Consider the following 22,675-nt stretch of genomic DNA (forward strand, 5'->3'; position numbering starts at 1 on the left):
CGGTGGACCTGTCGCTAGGGTTGCGCTGATTGCATGACAGTCTTCGCGGGAACAGAACCCATGGATTGGGACAAGTTACGGATTTTCCACGCGGTTGCCGATGCGGGCAGCCTGACCCACGCGGGCGATGTTTTGCATCTGTCGCAATCCGCCGTCAGCCGCCAGATCCGCGCGCTTGAGGAATCGCTGGGGACAACGCTGTTCCATCGCCACGCACGCGGCCTGATTCTGACGGAACAGGGCGAATTGCTGTTCGACGCAACCTCGTCAATGGTGCGCAAACTGGAAACAACTTCCGCGAGAATCAAGGACAGTGAGGAACACGTATTTGGCGAACTAAAGGTGACGACGACGGTGGGTTTCGGCACGCTGTGGCTGGTGCCCCGGCTGTCGAAGCTGTATTCGCGCTATCCCGATCTGAAAATCGACCTGCTGCTGGAAGAACGGGTGCTGGACCTGCCCATGCGCGAAGCCGATGTCGCCATCCGCATGAAAGAGCCGCAGCAATCCGATCTGGTGCGTCGCCGCCTGCTGAACATCCGCATGCAACTGTTCGCCACCCGCGCCTATCTGGACAGCGCCGGGGTGCCCGACCGGCTGGAGGATCTGGCCCCGCACCGGCTGATCTGTCAGCAGCCTTCGACACCGCAGGTCTCGGCCGGGGCGGTGCTGTCGCACACGCTGTTGTCGCATAATGTCAGTTCGACGCTGATGGTGAACAACTATTTCGGGGTGTTGCAGGCGGTGCTGGCAGGGGTGGGGATCGGTGTGCTGCCGGATTATCTGACCGCCGATTTCCCCGACCTTATCCGGGTATTGCCGGACATAGAATCAGTCGAGGTTCCCGTTTTCCTGGCCTTCCCCGAAGAACTGCGTCAGTCCCGGCGCGTGACCGCCTTTCGCGATTTCGTGCTGGAGGAAATTCAGGCCTATCGCCGCAAGCAGGTCGAATCGGATGCGATCCGCGATACAGTCGATTGAGACAATTAACTTTTATTTCCGAATCATGCCCTGATCGCCCGGCCCCCACAACCAGCGCGTGTAGCCATTCAGCAACGACATAGGTGCTATGCTGCAATTGCAGCGTGAAATTTCTTGATCCAGCGGCCTGCTGCCCATACATCCGCCAAGAGGGTGATAATTGCGCATTCGCGTATCGCCTTCAACCTCCCTGTTGGACTATGGCCGGGCTTCGTGCCCGGCTTTTTTTTCATCTGCCGGGCGATCACGCCAAGGTGCCTTTCCGCTGTGCAGCGCAGATGGCAAAATGGCAGTAACCAAAAAACCAATGAGGCAGAGATGATGATGCGGCTGATGCTTGTCACCACGGCAGGTCTGATCTGGGGCGGGGCGGCTTTTGCGCAATCGGGTTGCGGCGGGCCTGTAACCTTTACGCAGGGTCAGAACAATGCGCTGGTTGGTGGCCGGATCGTCGGCGCCTCGGCCTGCGACTTTCAGTTGAGCGGACAGGCCGGGCAGCAGTTGTCGGCCCGCATCGCCTCGCAGGGGCAGATCACGGCGCGGGTGATCGCGCCGGTGCAACACGATCTGACCGGGCAACCGTGGCAATTGCCGCAAAGCGGCGAATATACGGTGCGTCTGGCGCAGAATGCGGATCATGCCGCCATGGGGCAGGCACCACAGTTTACGGTTGAATTCCAGATCATCGGCACGGCCACCGCCGCCGCGCCCCCAGCAACCGGCCCCAGCACCAAGCGCCCGCAGGCCCGACCCGCCGGGCGCACGTTCACGCCCCCCGTCGCCCCGGCCGAGCCAGCCCCCGCCGCGCGCCCCGCCGCCCCTGACAGCGCCGCCGCCACCGCGCCCGCCGCCCGCCCTGCAACCACCGCCGTTGCCGACACGCGTCCGCAGCCGCGCCCGGCGCAGGCGGCAACGGGAACAGTGCCCGCCGCGCGCCCCGCTGACAGCAGCGCAGCCCCTGCCCCCGTTACCGCCCCCGCGCCGACAGCCGCCAGCAGCCCCGCCCCGGCAGAAACGGCGGCCGCACCACAGGCCACGCCCGCCGCCAATGGCGCGGCCACCTGCAACCCGGTCGAGCCGCTGGATCGTGGCTCTGTCGCTGTATCGGGCCGCATCTCCAGCGGCGCGCATTGCGATTATACTGTCACTTCCGTTCCCGGTCAGACGCTGACTCTGGTCATGCCCCGTGCCGATGGCTTTCGGGTGCAACTGACCGCGCCGACGCAGGCCACGCTGACTGCGGATCAGCCGCTGCCCTTGCCGCAGGATGGTGTGCAGACCGTTCGCATCACCCGCACCGGCAGCGGTGCGGGTGATTTCGTGGCGCGGCTGCGGCTGGATATGAACTGAAGGCAGGCGGCAGCGCCCCCTTCCTTGCGCCCCGCCGCGCCGCGCCCTAAAAGCAGAGGAAATTTCCAACGCAGGGCGCGAGCGAAGATGCACGAACCGGCCATCACCCCCGAACTCATCGCATCGCACGGGCTGAAGCCTGACGAATATCAGCGGATTCTGGACATCATCGGGCGCGAACCCACGTTCACCGAACTGGGTATCTTCAGCGCGATGTGGAACGAACATTGTTCCTATAAATCATCCAAGAAATGGCTGCGCACGCTGCACACCACCGGCCCGCAGGTCATCTGCGGCCCCGGCGAGAATGCGGGCGTGGTGGACATCGGCGACGGGCAAGCCGTTGTTTTCAAGATGGAAAGCCACAACCACCCATCCTATATCGAACCGCATCAGGGCGCGGCCACCGGCGTCGGCGGCATCCTGCGCGACGTGTTCACCATGGGCGCACGCCCGATTGCCGCAATGGACGCGCTGTCCTTTGGTCGGCCTGAACACCCCAAGACCGCGCACCTGGTCAAAGGCGTGGTCGAAGGGATCGGTGCCTATGGCAACGCATTCGGTGTGCCGAACGTCGGCGGCGAGGTGCGATTCCACCCCGCTTATGACGGCAACTGTCTGGTGAACGCCTTTGCCGCCGGTCTGGCCGATACGGACAAGATTTTCTACTCGGCCGCCTCGGGCGTCGGTATGCCGGTGGTGTATCTGGGCGCGAAAACCGGCCGCGATGGCGTCGGCGGCGCGACCATGGCCTCCGCCGAGTTTGACGACACGATCGAGGAAAAGCGCCCCACCGTGCAGGTCGGCGACCCCTTCACCGAGAAATGCCTGCTGGAAGCCTGTCTTGAGCTGATGGCGACCGATTCCGTGATTTCCATTCAGGATATGGGCGCGGCGGGGCTGACCTGCTCGGCGGTGGAAATGGGCGACAAGGGCGGGCTGGGCATTCAGCTGAACCTTGACCACGTGCCGCAGCGCGAAACCAATATGACGGCTTATGAAATGATGCTGTCGGAATCGCAAGAACGGATGCTGATGGTATTGAAGCCCGAGCGCGAGGCCGAGGCACGGGCGATCTTTGAAAAATGGGATCTCGATTTCGCCGTGGTCGGTGAAACCATCGCCGAGGACCGCTTTCTGATCCTGCATGGCAACGAGGTGATGGCCGATCTGCCGCTGTCGAAACTTTCCTCATCGGCGCCGGAATATGACCGGCCTTGGGTCGAAACGCCCCCCGCCGCGCCGCTGGAGGCGCTGCCCGAGATCACCCCGATCAAGGCACTGCGCGCACTGATCGGCAGCCCGAATTATGCGCATAAGGCGTGGGTCTGGGAACAATATGACACGCAGGTGGGCGCCGATACCCTCCGCCGCCCCGGCATGGGCGCGGGCGTGGTGCGCGTCCATGGCACCGACAAAGCGCTGGCCTTTACCAGCGACGTGACCCCCCGCTATGTCAAAGCCAACCCGTATCAGGGCGGCAAGCAGGCCGTGGCCGAGGCTTACCGCAACCTGTCCGCCGTGGGCGCGACCCCCTTGGCGACAACCGACAACCTGAACTTTGGCAACCCGGAAAAGCCTGAAATCATGGGCCAATTCGTCGGCGCGATCAAAGGTATCGGCGAGGCGTGCCGGGCGCTGGACTTTCCCATCGTGTCGGGCAACGTGTCGCTGTATAACGAAACCGACGGCAAGGGCATCCTGCCGACCCCCACCATCGGCGCTGTCGGGTTGATCGAGCGGCTGGACGATCTGATCGCGGGCCAGCCGACCGAGGGCGACGTCGCCATCCTGATCGGCGCGCCCGGCAGCCACCTTGGCCAATCCGCGCTGGCCGCCGAAGCCTTCGGCATCGAGGGTGGCGACGCCCCGCCCGTCGATCTTGCCGCCGAACGCGCGCAGGGCGAATTCATCCGCGCCAATCGCGCCCATATCCGCGCCGCCACCGATCTGTCGGACGGCGGGCTGGCCTTGGCCGCGTTTGAAATGGCCGAGGCCGCGGGCTTGGGCATCCGCCTGGAAACCGGCGACATCGCCGAACTGTTCGGCGAAGATCAGGCCCGCTATCTGATCGCCGCCGACGCGCCCGGCGCGGACGCGCTGCTGAAAGCCGCAGCCAAGGCGGGCATCGCGGCGGCTCAAGTCGGGCAATTCGGCGGCATGGCGGTGCAATTCGGCGATGACGCGGGCGATCTGGCCGATCTGTCGGCGCTGTATCGCACGGCCTTTGCGGCCGCGATCCACGGCGACACCCCCGACCACGCATGAGTGTCACCGCGCCCCCCGGCTATGCCGCGATCATCACCGCCGCCGGGCGCGGCACCCGCGCCGGGGGTGATTTGCCGAAACAATGGCAAAGCCTTGGCGGGCAAACGGTGCTGGCGCGCACATTGGCCGCCTTTGCCGGGTTCGACCGCGTAATCCTGACGGTCCACCCCGACGATATGCCCCGCGCGATCGAGGCATTCGGCGGGCGCTGCATCATCGTCGCAGGCGGCGACACCCGTGCGGCCAGCATCGCCAACGCCCTGCAAACGCTGGGGGATGACACAACCCATGTGCTGATCCACGACGGTGCCCGCCCCTTGCTGCCCGATCAGGTCATCCAAGGCGTGATCGAGGCGCTGCAATCCGGCGCACCCGCCGCCGCGCCTGCCCTGCCCGTCACCGATGCGCTGTGGCGCGGCGAAAACGGCACCGTGACCGAACCGACCCCGCGCGACGGGCTATTCCGGGCGCAGACGCCGCAGGGTTTCCTGTTGGCCCAAATACGCCATCATTACATCGACGCAGGCGATGCCGCCGATGATGTCGAACTGGCCCTGCGCGCAGGTATCCCCGTCACGATCACAGCGGGCAGCGAAGACAATCTGAAAATCACCTACCCCGCCGATTTTGCGCGGGCCGAACGTATTCTGGGGGCCGCAATGGATGTTCGCCTTGGCAACGGTTTCGATGTTCACGCGCTTGGGCCGGGCGATCATGTCTGGCTGTGCGGCGTGAAAATTGCGCACAGCCACGGGCTGATCGGCCATTCCGACGCCGATGTGGGGATGCACGCGCTGACCGATGCGATCTATGGCGCGCTGGCGCAGGGCGACATTGGCCGCCACTTTCCCCCCAGCGATCCGCAGTGGAAAGGTGCCGACAGCGCGATTTTTCTGGCGCACGCCGCCGATCTGGCGCGCGACATGGGCTTTCGGATCGGCAATGCCGATGTGACGCTGATCTGCGAACAGCCCAAGATCGGCCCGCACGCCCCCGCGATGATGGCCCGTCTGGCCGAAATCATGGGCATCTCAGCCGACCGCATCAGCGTCAAGGCCACCACGTCCGAACGGCTGGGATTCACCGGGAGGGGTGAGGGCATCGCCGCCATCGCCACCGCCACGCTGCTGGGAGGCTAAGATGGACCGCATCCTTTGCATCTGGTTCGGCGCGGGCCTGTTGCGCCCGGCCCCCGGCACCTGGGGATCGGCGGTCGCGGTCGCACTTGGGCTGCTGATCCACCACATCGGGCATTTCCCGCTGTTGGTCCTCGCCACCATCGCCGTCACCGCATTGGGTTTCTGGGCCGTCGCCCGCCACACCGCAGGTATGGACGACCCCGACCGCAGCGAGATCGTTATCGACGAGGTGGCCGGGCAATGGTTGGCGCTGTGTTTTCCGTCCTTTGGCTTCTGGATGGCCGGGCTGCCCGCCGACAGCTTCCCCTATCCCGGCTGGGTCGCGGCCTTTCTGTTTTTCCGCCTGTTCGACATCTGGAAACCGTGGCTGGTCGGGCGCGCCGACCGGCGCGGCGATGCGGCGGGGGTCATGCTGGATGACCTGTGGGCCGGCCTCTTCGCGGGCCTTGCCACGATGGCCGCCGCCACGATCAGCCATGGGTTGCTGATGTGAACGCCACGCAGGTTCTGGCCGCCGCCCGCGCGCGCGGCGTGATGATCGCCACCGCCGAAAGCTGCACCGGCGGGCTGATCGCCGGGGCGCTGACCGAGGTTCCGGGGTCCAGCGATGCCTTTGAGCGCGGCTTTGTCACCTATTCCAACGCGGCCAAGCAAGACATGCTGGGCGTCACCGCCGCGACGCTGAACAACCATGGCGCGGTCAGCGAACAGACCGCCGCCGAGATGGCGGCGGGGGCGCTGGAACGGTCAGCCGCCGGGATCGCGGTCTCGGTCACCGGCATCGCCGGGCCGGGCGGGTCGGATCACAAACCCGAAGGCCGCGTCTGCTTTGGCATCGCCACGCCAGATGGCACCCACACCGAAACCGTCGATTTCGGGGCGCTTGGCCGCCACAATGTCCGTGCGGCAACCGTAAACCACGCGCTGACACTGCTGCTGGCGGCGCTGACGCGCTAAGCGGCGATGCCGCGCGCCCCAAGCTGCGTATTCGGGCAAACAGCAAGCATCCGCGCCGTTATATGAACCTGGCGGGCTTGCTGTTTGGATAGGTATCTTGGGGCAGCACCGATCAGAGTGCGGTCCAGCCGCCATCCACGCTGATGGTGGTGCCGGTGATCTGATCCGCCGCCGCGCTGCACAGGAACACCGCCGTGCCGCCCAACTGCTGCACCGTGGCAAATTCCTTGGACGGCTGGCGGGCCAGCATGACGTTGCGCACCACCTCGTCCCGGTCCATGTTGTATTTCTTCATGGTATCAGGGATTTGCGCCTCAACCAGCGGGGTCAGCACATAGCCGGGGCAGATCGCATTGGCAGTGATCGGTTCCTCGGCGGTTTCCAGCGCCGTCACCTTGGTCAGCCCGACAACACCATGTTTCGCCGCGACATAGGCCGATTTATAGGGCGAGGCCGTCAGCCCGTGCGCCGAAGCGACGTTGATGACCCGGCCCCAACCCGCCGCACGCATCAACGGCAGCGCGGCGGCAGTGGTGTGAAAGGCCGAATTCAGGTTGATCGCAATGATCGCATCCCATTTCTCGGTCGGGAACTCGTCAACCGGCGCGACGTGCTGGATACCGGCATTGTTCACCAGAATATCGCAGGCCCCGGCCTGTTCGATCAGCGCCCGGCACTCGTCGCCCTTGGACATATCGGCCTTGATATAGCGGGCCGTAACGCCATGTTCCTTGCCCAGCTTTTCGGCCAATGCATGATCTTCGTCGCGGTCGGTAAAGCTGTTCAGCACGACATCAGCACCGGCACGCGCCAGTTCCTCGGCCACGCCCAGCCCGATGCCCGAGTTCGATCCGGTGATAACCGCCGTCTTGCCGGTCAGGAATTTCTGAAACATCTGCTTGTCCTTCGTCTGATGGCAGCCTGTTGCGCCGCAGCATGGGGGAAATCGGCAGGGCGCACAAGCGGCGCGGGCACCCTGCCCGCTGCCTGCTATCCGCGCCGCACACCCGCGAACTGGTGGTTCCATGGGCAAACTTGCCCTCAAATCGGGCCTTCCCGTTGATCTATGATAGCTGGCGCGCCGCAACCATTGAAACCTGTGCCGCGTTGGTAAGATGGTTAACCAAGGAGAAATGCCATGTTCACCAAATCAGGCTCGGCCATCTGGGAAGGCGGTCTCAAGGACGGCAAGGGTCAGGTCTCGACCCAATCCGGCGCGCTGGAGGCCCAGCCCTATGGCTTTAACACCCGTTTCGAGGACAAGCCCGGCACCAACCCCGAAGAACTGATCGGCGCCGCCCATGCCGCCTGTTTCAGCATGGCGCTGTCCAAGATGCTGGAGGAGGCCGGGATCAGCGATGTGCGGGTTGAAACCACATCCGCCGTGACGCTGGACAAGGACGGCGACGGTTTTTCGATCACCAAAGCGCATCTGACCACAAAAATCAGCGGTAGCGGCGACAAGGCAAAAATCGAGGAACTGGCGGGCAAGGCCAAAGAAGGCTGTCCCGTCAGCAAGCTGATGAACGCAACCATCACCATGGAGGCAACCGTCACCTGATGCTGATCCGCTATGGCTATGAGATGACCATCGAAAGCCGGGGGCCGCTGCCGCTGATCGCGCAGATGTCGGCACGGCCCGAGCGGAAGCTGGACCTGCGCGGACCCGAGCGGTTCACCACAGATCCGGGCGTTCCTTTTTCGACCTATCTGGACGGGTTCGGGAATTTCTGTATCCGGCTGACCGCGCCCGGCGGCCCGTTGACCCTGCGTTCAGACGCGATCATCGCGGACAGCGGCCTGCCCGACCCGATCTGCCACGCAGCGCAGGAAATGCCGGTCGAGACCCTACCCGATGATGTGCTGATCTATCTGATGGCCTCGCGCTATTGCGATGTAGAACTGGTCAGCCCGGCGGCATGGGACCTGTTCGGTTCGATGCCGCACGGGTGGGACCGGGTGCAGGCGGTGGTGGACTGGGTGCATGGGCATATCGCCTTTAACTATGGCGACGCCGATGCGACGCGCACCGCGCATGACGCGCTGGAACAGGGCAAGGGCGTGTGCCGCGACTTTGCACATCTGGCGATTTCGATATGCCGGGCGCTGAATATTCCCGCCCGCTATATCAACGGTCATCTGGGCGACATCGGCGTTCCGCCAGTAGACGACCCGATGGATTTCGCCGCATGGATGCAGGTCTATCTGTCGGGCCGCTGGTGGACCTTTGACCCACGCAACAACGCCGCCCGCATCGGCCGCATCGTTATCGGCCACGGCCGCGATGCGGCGGATGTTGCGCTGATCTCCAGCTTTGGCCCGCATGAATTGCGGTCATTCACCGTCTGGACGGACGAGGTGGACGCGGCGGGGAATGTGGTGGTGCCAGACTAGGCGCGACCAAACACCGCCTTTGCCGCCACCAGACCGTTCAGCGCGGCGGGAAAACCGGCATAGACTGACATCTGGATCAGCACCTCGGTGATTTCCTCGCGGGTCAGACCGACATTCAGCCCGGCCTGAATATGCACTTCCAACTGAGGACGGGCATTTCCCATTGCGGCAAGCGCGGCGATGGTGGCGATTTCCCGGTCCCGCAGCGCAAGGCCCGGTCGGGCATAAATATCGCCAAAGGGGAACTCGAACAGCAGTTCCGCGAAATCGGGGGCAATGTCGGCAAGGTTGTCGATAACCTGCTGCCCTGCCGCGCCGTCGATCTGGGCCAGCAGGCGGCGGCCACGTTCGTTGCGGGTCTCATCGGTTTTTGGGGTCATGGTCTGCGTCCTTTTCTGAAACCATCGCCTGATAGATGGCGATCTTTTGATCCAGAACGGAAAGGCATTCGCTTAACCCGTCGATCCGTGCCGCCAGCGCCGCACGATGGCGGGCCAGCAGATCACGGCGGGCAACCGCGGTTACGTCACCCCCGGCACGCAGCCGGGCATAGGTCAGCATCTCGGCAATTGGCATACCGATCTGCCGCAGGCGGATCAGAAACCGTGCCCAATCCAGATCGCGTCGCTGATAAACCCGCCGCCCACCCGCATCGCGCAGCGGCGGCGGTAACAGACCGATCTTTTCGTAATAGCGCAGCGTATCCGGGCTTAACCCCGTCTGTTGCGCGAAATCTGCGATCTGCATGATTCGGGCCTTTCCGTCAGGAACGCCCGATCATCTACGGGTTAGAGCGCGCTCCAGGTCAAGGCAGTTTTACACCATCATTTCCTTGGTCGCCGTCAGCCGCACATCCGGGTAATCGCGGGCCACGCGGTCGATGTCCCATTGCAGGCGGGTCAGGTAAACCGGGTCGCCATCGTGGTCGGTTCCCATGTGCTGCTTGTTGGTGTTGGCAAAGGCGTCGATCTTGTCCTGCGGCCCGGCAACCCAACGGGCCGAGGTAAATTGCGACGGCTCGAACCGCACCGGGATGCCGTATTCCAGTTCGATCCGGCTGGCCAGCACCTCGAATTGCAGGGCGCCGACGACGCCGACGATATAGCCCGAGCCGATCATCGGCTTGAATACCTTGGCCGCGCCTTCCTCGGCGAATTGCATCAGGGCTTTTTCCAGATGCTTGGCCTTCATCGGGTCGGTGGCGCGCACGGTTTGCAGCAGTTCCGGCGCAAAGGACGGGATGCCGGTAAAGCGCAAGCCCTCGCCCTCGGTCAGCGCGTCGCCGATGCGCAGCTGGCCGTGGTTCGGGATGCCGATAATGTCGCCGGCCCATGCCTCATCCGCAAGTTCGCGGTCGGCGGCAAGGAACAGCACCGGGTTCGTGACCGCCATCGGTTTCTTGCTGCGCACATGGGTCAGCTTCATGCCGCGTTCGAAATGGCCCGAGGCGAGGCGCACAAAGGCCACGCGGTCGCGGTGTTTCGGGTCCATATTCGCCTGCACCTTGAAGACAAAGCCGGTGACGGGCTTTTCCTCGGGCGCGATCTGGCGTTCGGCGGTGTTTTGCGGCTGCGGCTCGGGGCCGTAATGGCCGATGCCCTCCATCAGCTCGCGCACGCCGAAGGAATTGATAGCCGAACCGAACCAGATCGGCGTCAGATGCCCTTCGAGAAAGGATTTTCGGTCAAAGGCGGGCAGCAGTTCGCGCGCCATCGCCACCTCCTCGCGCAGTTGCGCAAGCTGCGCCTCGGGGATGTGGTCGGCCAGTTTCGGATCGTCAAGGCCGGTGATCTTGACGGTTTCCGCGACCTTGTTCCGGTCGGCGCGGTCCATGATTTCCAGCCGGTCGTTCAGCAGGTCATAGGCGCCGATGAACTCGCGGCCCATGCCGATGGGCCAGGACGCGGGCGCGACGTCAATCGCCAGATTTTCCTGGATCTCGTCGATGATTTCAAAGGTATCGCGGCTTTCCCGGTCCATCTTGTTACAGAAGGTCAGGATCGGCAGATCACGCAAGCGGCAGACCTCGAACAGCTTGCGGGTCTGGCTTTCGACGCCCTTGGCCCCGTCGATCACCATCACCGCCGCATCCACGGCGGTCAGCGTGCGATAGGTATCTTCGGAAAAATCGCTGTGGCCGGGGGTATCGACCAGATTAAAGCGGAAATCGCCATATTCAAACGACATCGCGGACGCGCTGACGGAAATCCCCCGGTCCTGTTCCATCTTCATAAAGTCCGACCGCGTGCGCCGCGCCTCGCCCTTGGCGCGGACCTGACCGGCCATCTGGATCGCGCCACCAAACAGCAGGAACTTTTCGGTCAGCGTGGTCTTGCCCGCATCCGGGTGCGAGATGATCGCAAAGGTGCGGCGGCGGGCGATTTCGGGCGGGAGTGCGGGGCGGTTTTCCATGCCCGCGACATAACCCCGGCCCCGCAGCGGGGCAAGGCCGGTCAGCCCGGCCCGGCCAGATAGGCGGCAATTCCGCCCGCAGTGGTTTCCGGAGCGTCGGCATGCAGCCAATGGCCCGCCGCCTTGACCCGCACAATCCGCCCCAGCGGGAAATGGCTGCGCATCGCCACCCGGCCTTCTTCGGTGACATAGTTGGAATCGTCGCCGGTCAGCAGCATGGTGGGGTTATAGAAATGCGTGCCGGTCAGTTCCGCGGGCCACCCCACCAGTTCGGGCATCCGCGCACGCAGCACACGCAGGTTTGCCTTCCACTGCGCCGGGTCTTCCTTGACGTTCAGCGATTGCAGCAGAAAGGCGCGAATACCCGGATCAGAGATATGTTCGGCCAACAGCGTATCAGCCTGCGATCTCAGGCGGATGCCGGTCAGGTTGATCGCCTCCATCGCGTCGATCATACCCAACTGGTCATGCGCATAGGCGACCGGCGCAATGTCCATCACCACCAGACGACGCACCATATCGGGCTGGGTCAGCGCCAGCGTCATTGACGCCTTGCCGCCCATCGAATGGCCAACCAGATCGGCCCGCCCGCCAAGCATATCAACCACCTCGGCCAGATCATGGGCCATGGCGGGATAGGTATGATCGTCAGACCAGAAGCTGTCGCCGTGATTGCGCATGTCAACGGAAACGACACGCCGCCCATCCTGTGCCAGACGGCGGGCAAGGGCACCCAGGTTCCGTGCCTGACCGAACAGACCGTGGACCATGACCACCGGCTTGCCGTCGCTGTCGCCGATCTCATACGTCTTCAGCATTTCCATTCCTTCCTGCCCCGGCGCAAAGCCTACGTTCAGACTGTGCAAATGCCGAAACGATCCTTTTCAGTTCAATTCTGTAAGAGAAGTCACAGCCATGATATAACCAGCCCGGCACGGCAGATCGAATCTGATTCATGTCTTCACGGAATGCAGCGTATTTTGCAAGCACACAGGCGCAAGGACCAGCAAAGTTTCGCGAATGACTGGCCTTGGCCAGCGCGCTGACCTATTCTTTGCACCATGAAAGAGGCCCGCACACCCGAAGATCTACGCCGCATGGCCAATGATGTGGCCCGCCTGATGGCCGACCGTTTTGGCGGGGCGCAGCGGGGCGAGTTTCCGTCGCTGGCCGATATGATCCGCAGGCGCGGTGCCGCCCTGCCCCGGCATCTGCGGCGGCAGGCGATGATTCTGGCGCAGGCCGATGCGGTGGTCGCCGCCCCCCGGATCGCCCGCCAGATCGACAAGCGCCCGGCAACGCGCGCCCATCACGCGCTGATCCGCTATCTGACGCCGCTGGGGTCGGTCAGCCGGTGGAAAAACCGCACGGTGAATTTTGCCGCCTCGGTCGCCTTTGGCATGCTGATGTTGGGGGCGGTGATTGTCTGGGTCATGACGGCGCGGGGATAGCCGCGCGGGGCGCAGCCATGGCGCGGCCCAAAGATGCGCATTTGGGCAAAACAGAAAGCGGCGGGCGCGGCGCATTGTGACAGGCGCCGCGCCGCGGATGTCACATGCCCTGATACAGCGGGAAGCGGGCGCAGAGGGCCGCCACCTCGTCGCGGACCTTGGCTTCGACTTCGGCATTGCCTTCATCGCCATTGGCGGCAAGGCCATCGACGACCTCGACGATCCAGCGGGCGATCTGGCGGAACTCATCTTCCTTGAAGCCGCGCGTGGTGCCCGCAGGCGTGCCCAGACGGATACCACTGGTCACAAAGGGTTTTTCCGGGTCAAACGGCACGCCGTTCTTGTTGCAGGTGATATGCGCGCGGCCAAGCGCCGCCTCGGTCGCCTTGCCGGTCACGCCTTTGGGGCGCAGGTCGGCCAGCATCAGGTGATTGTCGGTGCCGCCCGACACGATGTCGATGCCGCCCTTCATCAGCTCGTCCGCCATGGCGCGGGCATTTTTCACGATCTGCGCGGCATAGTCCTTGAAATCGGGGCGCAGCGCCTCGCCAAAGGCGACGGCCTTGGCGGCGATGACATGCATCAGCGGGCCACCTTGCAGACCGGGGAAAACGGCGCTGTTGATCTTTTTCGCGATGTCGGGGTCATTGGTCAGCACCATCCCGCCACGCGGGCCGCGCAGGGATTTATGCGTCGTCGTCGTCACCACATGGGCGTGCGGCAGGGGCGAGGGATGTTGCCCGCCCGCGACCAGACCGGCGATATGCGCCATATCCACCATCAGATAGGCCCCCACCTCGTCCGCGATCTTGCGGAAGGCAGCCCAGTCCCAGATGCGGGAATAGGCGGTGCCACCGGCGACGATCAGTTTCGGCTTGTGCTGGCGGGCGGCTTCGGCAATCGCCTCCATATCCAGCAACTGGTCCTGCTTGCGCACGCCATAGCTGACCACGTTGAACCATTTGCCCGACATGTTCACCGGCGAACCATGGGTCAGGTGCCCGCCCGAGTTCAGGTCCAGCCCCATAAAGGTGTCGCCCGGAGCAAGCAGGGCCAGAAACACCGCCTGGTTCATCTGGCTGCCTGAATTGGGCTGGACGTTGGCGAATGCGCAGCCGAACAGTTCCTTGGCGCGGTCGATGGCCAGATCTTCCACGATGTCCACATACTGGCAACCGCCGTAATAGCGTTTGCCCGGATAACCTTCGGCGTATTTGTTGGTCAGAACGCTGCCCTGCGCCTCAAGCACGGCTTTGGACACGATGTTTTCCGATGCGATCAGTTCGATTTCATCACGCTGGCGCCCCAGTTCAAGGCCGATGGCGCGGGCGATATCGGCATCGCGGTCGGCAAGGGACTGGGTAAAGAATCCGGTGTCGGTCATAGGGGCCTCCTGCTGGTGTTGTCGTCATGTAGCCGGTTTGGCGCGGCGCGCAAAGGGCGCTTGCGACATCAAGCGGGGGCTTTTGCGACTTGCCAAGCGCGCACGGGCGGTGAAGATGCGGATATGGGGGACATACATTTCATCGCCAGCCAGACAGAGGTTGCCCAGACGGCATTGACACGGCTGACCGCGCGCTATGGTCAGGTGCCGCCGGACCGTGCCTCGGTGATCGTGGCGCTTGGTGGCGACGGGCTGATGCTGTCCACGCTGCACCTGATGACCGGGCTGCCGGTTTACGGCATGAACCGGGGCACCTACGGCTTTTTGATGAACGACTATGCCGAGGACGACCTGCCCGAACGCATCACCGCCGCCGAGGTGACGCTGACCAACCCCTTATCCATGGTGGCAGGCATACCCGGCGGCGGCGAATGTCACGCGCTGGCCATCAACGAGGTCAGCCTGCTGCGCGCCGGTGCGCAGGCGGCCAAGCTGCGCGTCTCGGTCAACGGACGGGTGCGGATGCCGGAACTGGTCGCCGACGGAGTGCTGCTGTCCACGCCGGCCGGGTCCACGGCTTATAACTATTCCGCGCATGGGCCGATTCTGCCGATGGGGTCCGAGGTGCTGGCCCTGACCGCCATCGCCGCCTTTCGTCCGCGCCGCTGGCGGGGGGCAATTCTGCCCAAAACGGCACTGGTGCGGTTCGACGTGCTGGAACCCGAAAAACGCCCCGTCATGGCCGATGCCGATTCCCGCGGGGTCGAGCGGGTCGAGTGGGTCGAGATCCGTTCGGAACCCGGCATCGCCCACAGCATCCTGTTCGACCCCGGTCACGGGATGGAGGAACGGCTGATGCGGGAACAGTTCGTTTAGGCCATGGCAGACGGTATTTTCGCCCTGATCTATGGCTTCGTGTCGATGCTGGCCGATCTGTTGCGCGGGCGGTTTCCGCGCGACCCCTATGACTTTGCCGTGCTGGTTCTGCTGGTGCTGATCGGCGCCGCTGCGCTGGTCTATGTCCTGACCTGATCCGCCAGCAGCACAGCCCGCGCCGCCGCTACCTGTTCGGGGGCGGTGGCCCAACTGGTCACAAGGCGGATCGCGGCGCTGTCGGTGCCATTGTCCGGCATATCCCAATCGGCGGCCTGTAACCCGGCGGCGCGCAGGGCGCTGATGCGGGCGGTGGGCAGGCGCAGGAAGACTTCATTCGCCTCGACCGGCCAGATCGGGGTCAGCCCCTGCGCCAGATCGGCGGCCATGGCGTTGGCGTGGCGGGCCAGATCCAGCCACAACCCGCCGTCCAGCCAGGCCAGCATCTGCGCCGCCAGAAAACGATGCTTGGACCACAGCTGCCCGGCCCGCATCCGGCGAAAGCGAAAGCCAGCCGTGCGGGCAGGATCAAAGATCACGACGGCTTCCAGCGCCATACAGCCGTTCTTGGTGCCGCCCAGCGACAGCGCATCAACGCCCGCCCGCCACGTCAGATCGGCGGGCGAGGCCCCCGCCGCCGCCACAGCATTGGCAAACCGCGCGCCGTCCAGATGCACCAGCATTCCGGCAGCATGGGCGACATCGGCCAGCGCCGCCAGATCGGCAGGGCCATAGACGCGCCCGCATTCGCTGGCATTGGTGATCGACAGCACCGCGTTCTGCCCATCGTGCTCATCCACCTGTGGATAAATCGCCAAGGTATCGCGCAACGCATCGGGCGTGATGCGGCCATCGGCCCCCGGCACCAACGCCAGTTGCGCCCCACCCGACAGATAACCCGGCGCACCGGATTCGCTGGTGTGGATATGCGCAGCCTCGTGGCAAAAAATGCGCCCCCAAGACGGGCAAATCTGCGACAGGGCCAGCGCATTCGACCCGGTTCCGGTGCCCAGCAGGAACACCTCGGCCTGCGGCGCCTCAAACGTCTGGCGCACTGCCGCGACCGCCGCCGCCGTCAGATCGTCGCGGCCATAGCCGGGAACCAGCCCGTCATTCGCACGCCCCATCGCGTCCCATATGGCGGGATGCACACCCGACCAGTTGTCCGATCCGAAATTCACGACAAATCCTCGATCAGCAGGTTTTCCCAATCGTCTTCGGTCACGCTGGCTTCTGATACCGTCCAGCCGCGCACACTGACCCCGGCGGCGTGAACCGACTCTGGATCGCCCGAGATCAGCGGATGCCAATGTTCCAGCGGCTTGCCCTCGGCCCGCAGGCGATAGGCGCAGGTGCGCGGCAGCCAATAGGCGATCCTGGCGATCTTGTCCGGCGTCAGCACCACGCATTCGGGCACATAATCGTGGCGATTATGATAGGACGAACAGCGGCAGGTCTGCCCATCCAGCAGCTTGCAGGACACGCGGGTAAAGGCAACCTCGCCGGTGTCTTCATCCTCCAGCTTGTTCAGGCAGCATTTGCCGCAGCCGTCGCACAGCGCCTCCCACTCGTCGCGGGTCAGGCTCTTCAGCGGCAATTCCCAGAACGCCGGGCGCATCATGGGCCTGCCAATATGGCGCGGGCCTGCGCCGCGTCCGCCTCAATCTGGGCGATCAGCGCGGGCAGGCTGTCGAATTTCGCCTCATCCCGCAGAAAATCGACCAAGGCAACCGACAGGTGCTGCCCATACAGATCGCCGGTGAAATCGAACAGATGCACCTCGAGGTTGGGCAGGTTGACGCCGAACATCGGGCGCACGCCAAGGCTGGCGACGCCCTGCCACGGGCCTTTGTGCGGGCCGCTCAGCACATCGACCAGCACGGCATAGACCCCAAGGCGCGGCAGATGCAGGCCCTGAACCGACATATTCGCGGTGGGCCAGCCCAGATCGCGGCCGCGCTTGTCACCATGCAGCACCTCGCCCTCGATCCGGTGCCAGTGGCCCAGCATTCGTTCGGCATCGCGCGGGTGGCCATCGGCCAGCGCGGCGCGGATCGCGGTCGAACTGTAATCGGTGCCGTTCGCCCCGACCAGCGGCGCGATGGTCACGCCAAAGCCCAGATCGCGGCCCAGCCGTTCCAGCATCGCCGCATCGCCCGCCCGATCCTTGCCAAAGCGGAAGTCGGCGCCAACCGTCACATGCGCCACGCCAAGGCCATCGGCCAGCACCTGTTGCACGAAACCGTCGGGCGTCAGCCCCGCCATGACCGGACCAAAGGGCAGCTCATAAAGCTGCTGAACCCCCAGACGCGCCAGCCGGTTGGCCCGCGCCTCGGCATTCATCAGGCGAAAGGGCGGGGCACCGGGGGCGAAATATTCGCGCGGATGCGGTTCAAACGTAACCACACCCAGTGGCGCGGCAGCGGCGTGGCGGGCGGCGTCGATCACCGCACGATGGCCCAGATGCACGCCGTCAAAGTTCCCCATCGCCACGCTGGCACCGCGATCTTTGGCGGCAAGTCCGGTCCAGTCACGATGGATGCGCAATGCGGCCCCCTGGGGCCAGCGGCCCGTCAGTCGAATTTGCGGCTTGGGGCCAGCACGACCGCCTCGCCTTTCAGAACGACCGTATCACCGACAAGGCAGCGGGTTGCAAGCGTGACCCGCCGTTTCGCGTGGTCGATGGCATCCACCGTCACTTCGGCCCGGACCAGATCGCCGGGGCGCACGGGGGCCATGAATTTCAGCGTCTGGCCCAGATAGACGGTGCCATGCCCCGGCAGTTGTTCCCCGATCACGGCGGAAATCAGCCCGGCGGTCAGCATCCCATGGGCGATACGGCCCTCGAATATGGTGTCCTGCGCATAGGCATCGTCCAGATGCACCGGGTTGCGGTCGGTCGAGACCTCGGCGAACAGTTCGATGTCGCGATCCGTCACATGCTTTTGCAGGTAACGCATCATCCCGACCTCAAGATCCTCGATGACGATGGTGCCGCGGGGAAGGTTATCCAACATCCTGACCTCCAAAGAACGGATGCTGCATAGCAGCAACGAAACCGGCACGCAAGAAAATACCCACCAGGCGCAAGTGTTGATAATAATGTTACCGTCGTATTTCCAACCCCAAGACGCGAAACGCCCGCCGGATCGGGCGGGCGTTTGTGATCTATAGCGGCGATTTACCTAAGCCGACCAATGGCATAATGCGGTGCCTGCCCCTGTTCGGCCAGCCATTCCGCCAGCAGGCCCGGATCGGGGTTTTCCACATCCGACCCCATCAGGTCAGCGGCCAGCCCGCCGGTGACAAACAGCGCATCAATCCCTTGCTGCGCGGCACCCAGCACATCGGTAAAGATTCCGTCACCCACAGCCAGCACCCTGGCATCCACCCCCAGAGCCAGCCGGGCGCGCGCCATGTCGTAAACCGGCGTGTGCGGCTTGCCGAAATAGAACGCCTGTCCGCCCATCTCTTGATACAGCGCGGCCAACGCCCCGGCGCAATAAATCCGCGTCTCGCCCATATCCACCACGATGTCGGGATTGGCGCACAGCATCGGCAGGCCGCGCGCAATGGCATCGACGAAACGGTCGCGGTAATCCTCGGGTGCTTCGGTGGCTTCGTCGAACGGGCCGGTGCAGATGATGCCCTGCGCCTGATCCAGCGGCACGCGCGCCACCGGCGGCGCATCGGCAAAAGCAGCGGGCAGATCGCTAAAGAACACGTCGTCCTTGGCCGCGCCGATGTGCCAGACCTTGTGCCCGACCTGCCCCGCCATCATCGCCGCCTGCGTCGCATCGCCGGAACTGACAATCACATCCCACGCATCGCGCGGCACGCCCATGCCATCCAGCTGTGCCTGCACCGCCCCGAACGGACGCGGCGAGTTGGTCAGCAAACACACCTGCCCGCCATCAGCGCGAAACGCCTGCAACGCCGCGACCGCCGCTGGATAGGGCTGCTTGCCGTTATGCAAACAGCCCCACAGATCACACAGCAAAGCACTGTAATCGCCGCCGATCTGCGACAGGCTGTCAATGATCCGGGTCATCAGACCGCCAGAACGGGGATGATCTGCTTTTTGCGGCTCATCACGCCGGGCAGAACCACGCTGTCGCCGGTCACGACCACGCCAAAGCTGCGCTCGGCCACCTGTTTGACGAAATCGTTTGGCACCAGCAGGGTGGCTTCTTCTTTCAGGATGTCCACGATGAACAGCAGCACTTCGTCAGCGCCATCAGCGGCGGCGACGCCGGGCATCGCGGCCATCAGCGCGGCCTTGCGATCCAGCAGAACCTGCGGCGCGGTGGTTTCCAGCACCGACACGCGCAACTGCTTGCCGCCCAGTTCGTATTCCTTGCTGTCCATCTTCAGCAGGGCATCGTCGGAAAAGGCCGACACGTCCGATTTCGCGGCGAACATCTCGGTCGCGTAATCGGTGATGTTCACGCCCAGATCAGCCGCCAGCTTTTCCGCCACGGCGCGGTCGTGCGGGGTCGTCGTCGGGCTGCGGAATTCCAGCGTGTCAGACAGGATGCAGGTCAGCATCGCGCCTTTGACCCCCTCGGGGGCGCGGGCCATGTCGTCGCCGATCAGGTCGTGCATGATCGTGGCGGTGCAGGCCAGCGGACGGATGGTGATGTTGATCGGGCTTTTGGTCTTCACGCCACCGGCCAGCAGGTGGTGATCGATGATCTCGATCACCTCGGCTTCGGCCAGACTGGCGGGCAGTTCGGCGGGGTTGTTGGTGTCCACGATCACGCATTTGTCGCCGGCGGCCACGTCAGCGATGATTTCGGGCTTGTCCAGACGCCAGCGGTTCAGCATCCACGCCGCTTCAGTGTTCGGTTCGCCCTGAAGAACGGCCTTGGCGGGCTGCTTGCGGACTTCGCTCAGATACCAGGCCCAGATAATGGGCGAGCCGGTCGAATCCGTGTCGGGGGCGGTGTGGCCGAAAACCTTGATCGTCATGTTGCGCCTTTGTGTCTATACGGGAATTTGCGCGCCTTATAGGCGCAGCGCGGCGCATTGTCCACGATCCGCCACGGTCAGAAAAAGGCCCGCCGGGTGGGCGGGCCGTGTCGCGATCAGCTGACCAGCGGTTTAAGGTTTTGCGCATGGCGCACCGCCAGCTTGCGCGCCATGCGACCTGATGCCAGATGCCGGACTGGTTCCGGCATATAGTCGCGGTCGCGCAGTTCAGGAAAGATCGCAAAGATTTCCCGACGCGCGGCAGCGCCCACGGATTTGATCGCCTCGGGGCCGGTATAAAGCGATTCCGTTTCCGCGCCGTTGGACAAGACAATCTGGTGCCGATCAAACATGAAGTGAACATACGTCACCGCATCCATGTCATCGGCAATGTCGATACCATCCAGTTGCAGCAATTGCTTGGCCGCAACCAAAACCTCGTTTGTGCCAAACATTCTGTGCGCAATGGCCGAACGCACCAAAATCCGGTGCTGCGGACTGACCAGCAAATCAGCTGAAGGGATACCATCCCCCAAAGCACCGGCCTTGATCCGAATCGGGCGAACATTATTCTGCTTTATCAGTGACAAGCGGGTCTGCCCGGTCCAACGAACGGGTTGGAAACCTTCGTCACGCGTCAGCACCATCATGCCTTCTTGCAGGTCTTCAACCGCAACCAGCCCCTGATCGGTTTCGATCAATGTGCCCGCGACAAAACAAACAACCGCCTCAGACCAATAGTTGATATCCGTCATCGTCGGGTATGCGTTACCATTGGTGTTCGTTCCAGTATATGTCGCCGTGACCTCAATCCGCGCAACCGGCCCGGCGATCTGGATCAATGCCGACACAGCCTCGGCCCGCGCAATAGCCGTAGAAGTAAAAGGAGGGTAGCCTTGGTCCCCCCAGTTTCTGGTGCCGGTCGAACTGCCCGAGGCCAATTTGCCCGTGACCACCACCGAACCATCTGCATTGGTCGTGACATCAACCATATTGCCCGCAGTGACAGAAATGGGAACCAGATTACCATCTGCATCATAGGCTTTGATCGTGACTGCCGATCTTGATGTTGCGCTGTTTACGCCTGTCTGGCCATTTTCCAGACGCAAGATGCGAAAATCAACATTCGTCACCTCGACTTCCGGCTTCGCAGGGTCCGCAGGTGTGCTATCAGGATCAAAGTTGATATTTGTGGTTACACTTTGTCCACTACGCAAACCCATGCGCATTTCTGACTGATTATCGTAGGGCTGCCCACTCGGGTCATTACCTTGCGGGGTAGTTTGCGCAACACCGCTGTTGCCGGTGCTTTGAACATCGGCGGCACCCGCGCCAGTTGCCGGATCAACACGGATGGTGGCCGGGCCTTCATCGTCGTAGGTAAAGCCACCCTTTACGCTGGTCGTGGTGGATGAACTGTTCGCATAATCAGTCCACTTAAACGTCTGCTTGGTCGCCATAACATATCCCTTCAGACAGCCGCATAATCGCGGTATCGAGGCGGCACGCCGCCGGTTGGGCCGGGTATCCGGCAGTATCACTGCTAGGCCCGGCAGGTATCAGAGTCAACTGACCTTTCCGGCTGATTTTATGACATTCTTATGCAAAAGGGCACCCGCGCAAGGTGCCCTTTTGCCGCTATGCCGCGCCAGTCACGCCGCGCGGCTGGTCAGCACCTCGTCCACGCGCTTTTGCGCCGCGCCTTCATCCAGCCCGCCGACAGCGGCGACTTCGCGGGTCAGCCGGTCCAGCGCGGCTTCGTAAAGCTGGCGTTCGGAATAGGATTGTTCGCGCTGGTCGTCGTTGCGGTGCAGGTCACGCACCACCTCGGCAATCGACATCAGATCGCCGGAATTGATCTTTTGTTCATATTCCTGCGCCCGGCGCGACCACATCGCACGCTTGACGCGGGCCTTGCCCTTCAGCGTTTCCAGCGCCTTGGCGATCATGTCGGGGCTGGACAGGCCGCGCATCCCGATTTCGGTGGCGCGCGCGGTCGGCACGCGCAGGGTCATCTTGTCCTTTTCAAAGGAAATCACGAACATCTCCAGGCGCAGCCCGGCAACCTCTTGTTCCTCAATCGACATGATCCGGCCCACGCCATGGGCGGGATAGACCACGAAATCATCGGGGCGGAATTCGGCTTTTTTCGTTTTCGACATGGCTTCCTCTTGCATGTGTCCGGCGGGATGCAGGACACAAAGGGCCTTGGGCGGTGGCGACCGCCCTTGGCCCTTGTGGTTTTCATTCTGTCGCCCGCACCCGGCAGAGGGGCGGATCATCCAAGGATGCGCGCGCCGGATCGCGGCGGTGGCAGCGTAATTGTAACAACAACATAACACAAAAAACGCCGCAAAAAAAGCGGCTTGCGCGATGATGGGCGCGCGGCACCCCCGCGCGGGGATGCAAATCTTATCAATGCGTTAACAAATGACATCCCAGAACAGGGAAATGCTGCGGTGCCGAATCAGCACCGCAGCGGGTCGGGCGCGGCT

General features: G+C 63.5%; 25 protein-coding genes. 11 read left to right on the top strand and 14 right to left on the bottom strand.

Translation table 11 applies throughout. The annotated features are described in order from the left end of the window. Positions 1-60 precede the first annotated feature (60 nt). From Q4G22_RS01465 to Q4G22_RS01490, 6 genes are all read left to right on the top strand, one after another. The gene (locus tag Q4G22_RS01465; protein ID WP_303384112.1) at positions 61-981 is read left to right on the top strand and encodes a LysR family transcriptional regulator; all 921 of its coding nucleotides are present in this window, start codon (positions 61-63) and stop codon (positions 979-981) included. Positions 982-1,305: 324 nt separating this feature from the next. Continuing rightward, positions 1,306-2,331, top strand: a complete 1,026-nt coding sequence (locus Q4G22_RS01470; protein ID WP_303384113.1) for a hypothetical protein — start codon at positions 1,306-1,308, stop codon at positions 2,329-2,331. A gap of 87 nt (positions 2,332-2,418) precedes the next feature. Continuing rightward, positions 2,419-4,599 carry a phosphoribosylformylglycinamidine synthase subunit PurL gene (purL, locus tag Q4G22_RS01475; protein ID WP_303384114.1) on the top strand — a complete coding sequence of 727 codons (2,181 nt, stop codon included), beginning with the start codon at positions 2,419-2,421 and terminating at the stop codon, positions 4,597-4,599. Continuing rightward, positions 4,596-5,738, top strand: coding sequence for a bifunctional 2-C-methyl-D-erythritol 4-phosphate cytidylyltransferase/2-C-methyl-D-erythritol 2,4-cyclodiphosphate synthase (locus Q4G22_RS01480; RefSeq protein ID WP_303384115.1), 1,143 nt, complete (start codon positions 4,596-4,598; stop codon positions 5,736-5,738). Before purL ends, Q4G22_RS01480 begins: the two co-directional genes overlap by 4 nt. Position 5,739: 1 nt before the next feature. Then, on the top strand, positions 5,740-6,231 hold the full coding sequence (locus tag Q4G22_RS01485; RefSeq protein WP_303384116.1) for a phosphatidylglycerophosphatase A: 492 nt from the start codon (positions 5,740-5,742) through the stop codon (positions 6,229-6,231). Beyond that, positions 6,228-6,695 (top strand): CinA family protein, encoded by a 468-nt coding sequence (locus tag Q4G22_RS01490; RefSeq protein ID WP_303384117.1) that lies wholly within the window; start codon positions 6,228-6,230, stop codon positions 6,693-6,695. Before Q4G22_RS01485 ends, Q4G22_RS01490 begins: the two co-directional genes overlap by 4 nt. A gap of 112 nt (positions 6,696-6,807) precedes the next feature. Here Q4G22_RS01490 and Q4G22_RS01495 read toward each other — a convergent pair whose 3' ends face one another. Continuing rightward, positions 6,808-7,590 carry a 3-hydroxybutyrate dehydrogenase gene (locus Q4G22_RS01495; RefSeq protein ID WP_303384118.1) on the bottom strand — a complete coding sequence of 261 codons (783 nt, stop codon included), beginning with the start codon at positions 7,588-7,590 and terminating at the stop codon, positions 6,808-6,810. A gap of 243 nt (positions 7,591-7,833) precedes the next feature. On the opposite strand from Q4G22_RS01495, the gene Q4G22_RS01500 reads away from it, so the two are divergent. Beyond that, a complete protein-coding gene (locus Q4G22_RS01500; protein WP_303384119.1) occupies positions 7,834-8,256 on the top strand; it encodes an OsmC family protein in 423 nt (140 codons plus the stop codon). Continuing rightward, positions 8,256-9,089, top strand: coding sequence for a transglutaminase family protein (locus tag Q4G22_RS01505; RefSeq protein ID WP_303384120.1), 834 nt, complete (start codon positions 8,256-8,258; stop codon positions 9,087-9,089). Before Q4G22_RS01500 ends, Q4G22_RS01505 begins: the two co-directional genes overlap by 1 nt. Here the strand turns inward: Q4G22_RS01505 and Q4G22_RS01510 are convergent. The 4 genes from Q4G22_RS01510 to Q4G22_RS01525 all read right to left on the bottom strand — a co-directional run bounded on the left by Q4G22_RS01510 (position 9,086) and on the right by Q4G22_RS01525 (position 12,319). After that, entirely contained in the window at positions 9,086-9,469 is a 384-nt protein-coding gene (locus Q4G22_RS01510; protein WP_303384121.1) for a carboxymuconolactone decarboxylase family protein, read from the bottom strand. The two genes, Q4G22_RS01505 and Q4G22_RS01510, sit on opposite strands and share 4 nt — an antisense overlap. Further along, complete coding sequence (locus tag Q4G22_RS01515; protein WP_303384122.1) at positions 9,450-9,836, bottom strand: MerR family transcriptional regulator; 387 nt, start codon at positions 9,834-9,836, stop codon at positions 9,450-9,452. The genes Q4G22_RS01510 and Q4G22_RS01515 overlap by 20 nt, the downstream gene beginning before the upstream one ends. Before the next feature lie 69 nt (positions 9,837-9,905). Continuing rightward, positions 9,906-11,501, bottom strand: a complete 1,596-nt coding sequence (locus Q4G22_RS01520) for a peptide chain release factor 3 (RefSeq protein WP_303384123.1) — start codon at positions 11,499-11,501, stop codon at positions 9,906-9,908. Between the two features lie 41 nt (positions 11,502-11,542). Further along, complete coding sequence (locus Q4G22_RS01525; protein ID WP_303384124.1) at positions 11,543-12,319, bottom strand: alpha/beta fold hydrolase; 777 nt, start codon at positions 12,317-12,319, stop codon at positions 11,543-11,545. Between the two features lie 243 nt (positions 12,320-12,562). On the opposite strand from Q4G22_RS01525, the gene Q4G22_RS01530 reads away from it, so the two are divergent. After that, entirely contained in the window at positions 12,563-12,952 is a 390-nt protein-coding gene (locus tag Q4G22_RS01530; RefSeq protein WP_303384125.1) for a hypothetical protein, read from the top strand. Positions 12,953-13,052: 100 nt separating this feature from the next. Here Q4G22_RS01530 and glyA read toward each other — a convergent pair whose 3' ends face one another. After that, the gene (glyA, locus tag Q4G22_RS01535; protein WP_303384126.1) at positions 13,053-14,336 is read right to left on the bottom strand and encodes a serine hydroxymethyltransferase; all 1,284 of its coding nucleotides are present in this window, start codon (positions 14,334-14,336) and stop codon (positions 13,053-13,055) included. 123 nt (positions 14,337-14,459) lie between these two features. Here glyA and Q4G22_RS01540 point away from each other — a divergent pair, with 123 nt between their 5' ends. After that, positions 14,460-15,212: an NAD kinase gene (locus tag Q4G22_RS01540; protein ID WP_303384127.1), complete on the top strand. Its 753-nt coding sequence runs from the start codon at positions 14,460-14,462 to the stop codon at positions 15,210-15,212. 3 nt (positions 15,213-15,215) lie between these two features. Next, positions 15,216-15,368, top strand: coding sequence for a hypothetical protein (locus Q4G22_RS01545; protein WP_303384128.1), 153 nt, complete (start codon positions 15,216-15,218; stop codon positions 15,366-15,368). Here Q4G22_RS01545 and Q4G22_RS01550 read toward each other — a convergent pair. The 8 genes from Q4G22_RS01550 to Q4G22_RS01585 form a co-directional block, all read right to left on the bottom strand. Further along, a complete protein-coding gene (locus Q4G22_RS01550; RefSeq protein ID WP_303384129.1) occupies positions 15,353-16,390 on the bottom strand; it encodes a low specificity L-threonine aldolase in 1,038 nt (345 codons plus the stop codon). The genes Q4G22_RS01545 and Q4G22_RS01550 overlap by 16 nt on opposite strands. After that, on the bottom strand, positions 16,387-16,827 hold the full coding sequence (locus Q4G22_RS01555; RefSeq protein WP_303384130.1) for a YcgN family cysteine cluster protein: 441 nt from the start codon (positions 16,825-16,827) through the stop codon (positions 16,387-16,389). Before Q4G22_RS01555 ends, Q4G22_RS01550 begins: the two co-directional genes overlap by 4 nt. After that, the gene (locus Q4G22_RS01560; RefSeq protein WP_303384131.1) at positions 16,827-17,756 is read right to left on the bottom strand and encodes a bifunctional riboflavin kinase/FAD synthetase; all 930 of its coding nucleotides are present in this window, start codon (positions 17,754-17,756) and stop codon (positions 16,827-16,829) included. The genes Q4G22_RS01555 and Q4G22_RS01560 overlap by 1 nt, the downstream gene beginning before the upstream one ends. Positions 17,757-17,782: 26 nt before the next feature. Continuing rightward, positions 17,783-18,226 (bottom strand): MaoC family dehydratase, encoded by a 444-nt coding sequence (locus Q4G22_RS01565; RefSeq protein WP_303362190.1) that lies wholly within the window; start codon positions 18,224-18,226, stop codon positions 17,783-17,785. Between the two features lie 164 nt (positions 18,227-18,390). Then, the gene (locus Q4G22_RS01570; protein WP_303384132.1) at positions 18,391-19,260 is read right to left on the bottom strand and encodes a TIGR01459 family HAD-type hydrolase; all 870 of its coding nucleotides are present in this window, start codon (positions 19,258-19,260) and stop codon (positions 18,391-18,393) included. Then, on the bottom strand, positions 19,260-20,180 hold the full coding sequence (locus Q4G22_RS01575) for a manganese-dependent inorganic pyrophosphatase (protein WP_303384133.1): 921 nt from the start codon (positions 20,178-20,180) through the stop codon (positions 19,260-19,262). The genes Q4G22_RS01570 and Q4G22_RS01575 overlap by 1 nt, the downstream gene beginning before the upstream one ends. Before the next feature lie 116 nt (positions 20,181-20,296). Then, a complete protein-coding gene (locus tag Q4G22_RS01580) occupies positions 20,297-21,640 on the bottom strand; it encodes a Hint domain-containing protein (protein ID WP_303384134.1) in 1,344 nt (447 codons plus the stop codon). 192 nt (positions 21,641-21,832) lie between these two features. Then, positions 21,833-22,342 (bottom strand): CarD family transcriptional regulator, encoded by a 510-nt coding sequence (locus tag Q4G22_RS01585; protein ID WP_303384135.1) that lies wholly within the window; start codon positions 22,340-22,342, stop codon positions 21,833-21,835. Positions 22,343-22,675 lie beyond the last annotated feature (333 nt).

The organism is Paracoccus sp. (in: a-proteobacteria), from assembly GCF_030538655.1.
Classification (GTDB): Bacteria; Pseudomonadota; Alphaproteobacteria; order Rhodobacterales; family Rhodobacteraceae; genus Paracoccus.

Coding starts and splice junctions, on each gene's coding strand:
- Q4G22_RS01580 (WP_303384134.1), bottom strand. CDS start 21,640: ATGGCGACCAAGCAGACGTTTAAGTGGACTGATTATGCGAACAGTTCA.
- Q4G22_RS01485 (WP_303384116.1), top strand. CDS start 5,740: ATGGACCGCATCCTTTGCATCTGGTTCGGCGCGGGCCTGTTGCGCCCG.
- purL (WP_303384114.1), top strand. CDS start 2,419: ATGCACGAACCGGCCATCACCCCCGAACTCATCGCATCGCACGGGCTG.
- Q4G22_RS01480 (WP_303384115.1), top strand. CDS start 4,596: ATGAGTGTCACCGCGCCCCCCGGCTATGCCGCGATCATCACCGCCGCC.
- Q4G22_RS01515 (WP_303384122.1), bottom strand. CDS start 9,836: ATGCAGATCGCAGATTTCGCGCAACAGACGGGGTTAAGCCCGGATACG.
- Q4G22_RS01520 (WP_303384123.1), bottom strand. CDS start 11,501: ATGGAAAACCGCCCCGCACTCCCGCCCGAAATCGCCCGCCGCCGCACC.
- Q4G22_RS01540 (WP_303384127.1), top strand. CDS start 14,460: ATGGGGGACATACATTTCATCGCCAGCCAGACAGAGGTTGCCCAGACG.
- Q4G22_RS01545 (WP_303384128.1), top strand. CDS start 15,216: ATGGCAGACGGTATTTTCGCCCTGATCTATGGCTTCGTGTCGATGCTG.
- Q4G22_RS01525 (WP_303384124.1), bottom strand. CDS start 12,319: ATGCTGAAGACGTATGAGATCGGCGACAGCGACGGCAAGCCGGTGGTC.
- Q4G22_RS01500 (WP_303384119.1), top strand. CDS start 7,834: ATGTTCACCAAATCAGGCTCGGCCATCTGGGAAGGCGGTCTCAAGGAC.
- glyA (WP_303384126.1), bottom strand. CDS start 14,336: ATGACCGACACCGGATTCTTTACCCAGTCCCTTGCCGACCGCGATGCC.
- Q4G22_RS01575 (WP_303384133.1), bottom strand. CDS start 20,180: ATGACGATCAAGGTTTTCGGCCACACCGCCCCCGACACGGATTCGACC.
- Q4G22_RS01555 (WP_303384130.1), bottom strand. CDS start 16,827: ATGCGCCCGGCGTTCTGGGAATTGCCGCTGAAGAGCCTGACCCGCGAC.
- Q4G22_RS01565 (WP_303362190.1), bottom strand. CDS start 18,226: ATGTTGGATAACCTTCCCCGCGGCACCATCGTCATCGAGGATCTTGAG.
- Q4G22_RS01585 (WP_303384135.1), bottom strand. CDS start 22,342: ATGTCGAAAACGAAAAAAGCCGAATTCCGCCCCGATGATTTCGTGGTC.
- Q4G22_RS01470 (WP_303384113.1), top strand. CDS start 1,306: ATGCGGCTGATGCTTGTCACCACGGCAGGTCTGATCTGGGGCGGGGCG.
- Q4G22_RS01505 (WP_303384120.1), top strand. CDS start 8,256: ATGCTGATCCGCTATGGCTATGAGATGACCATCGAAAGCCGGGGGCCG.
- Q4G22_RS01495 (WP_303384118.1), bottom strand. CDS start 7,590: ATGTTTCAGAAATTCCTGACCGGCAAGACGGCGGTTATCACCGGATCG.
- Q4G22_RS01510 (WP_303384121.1), bottom strand. CDS start 9,469: ATGACCCCAAAAACCGATGAGACCCGCAACGAACGTGGCCGCCGCCTG.
- Q4G22_RS01465 (WP_303384112.1), top strand. CDS start 61: ATGGATTGGGACAAGTTACGGATTTTCCACGCGGTTGCCGATGCGGGC.
- Q4G22_RS01530 (WP_303384125.1), top strand. CDS start 12,563: ATGAAAGAGGCCCGCACACCCGAAGATCTACGCCGCATGGCCAATGAT.
- Q4G22_RS01570 (WP_303384132.1), bottom strand. CDS start 19,260: ATGACCCGGATCATTGACAGCCTGTCGCAGATCGGCGGCGATTACAGT.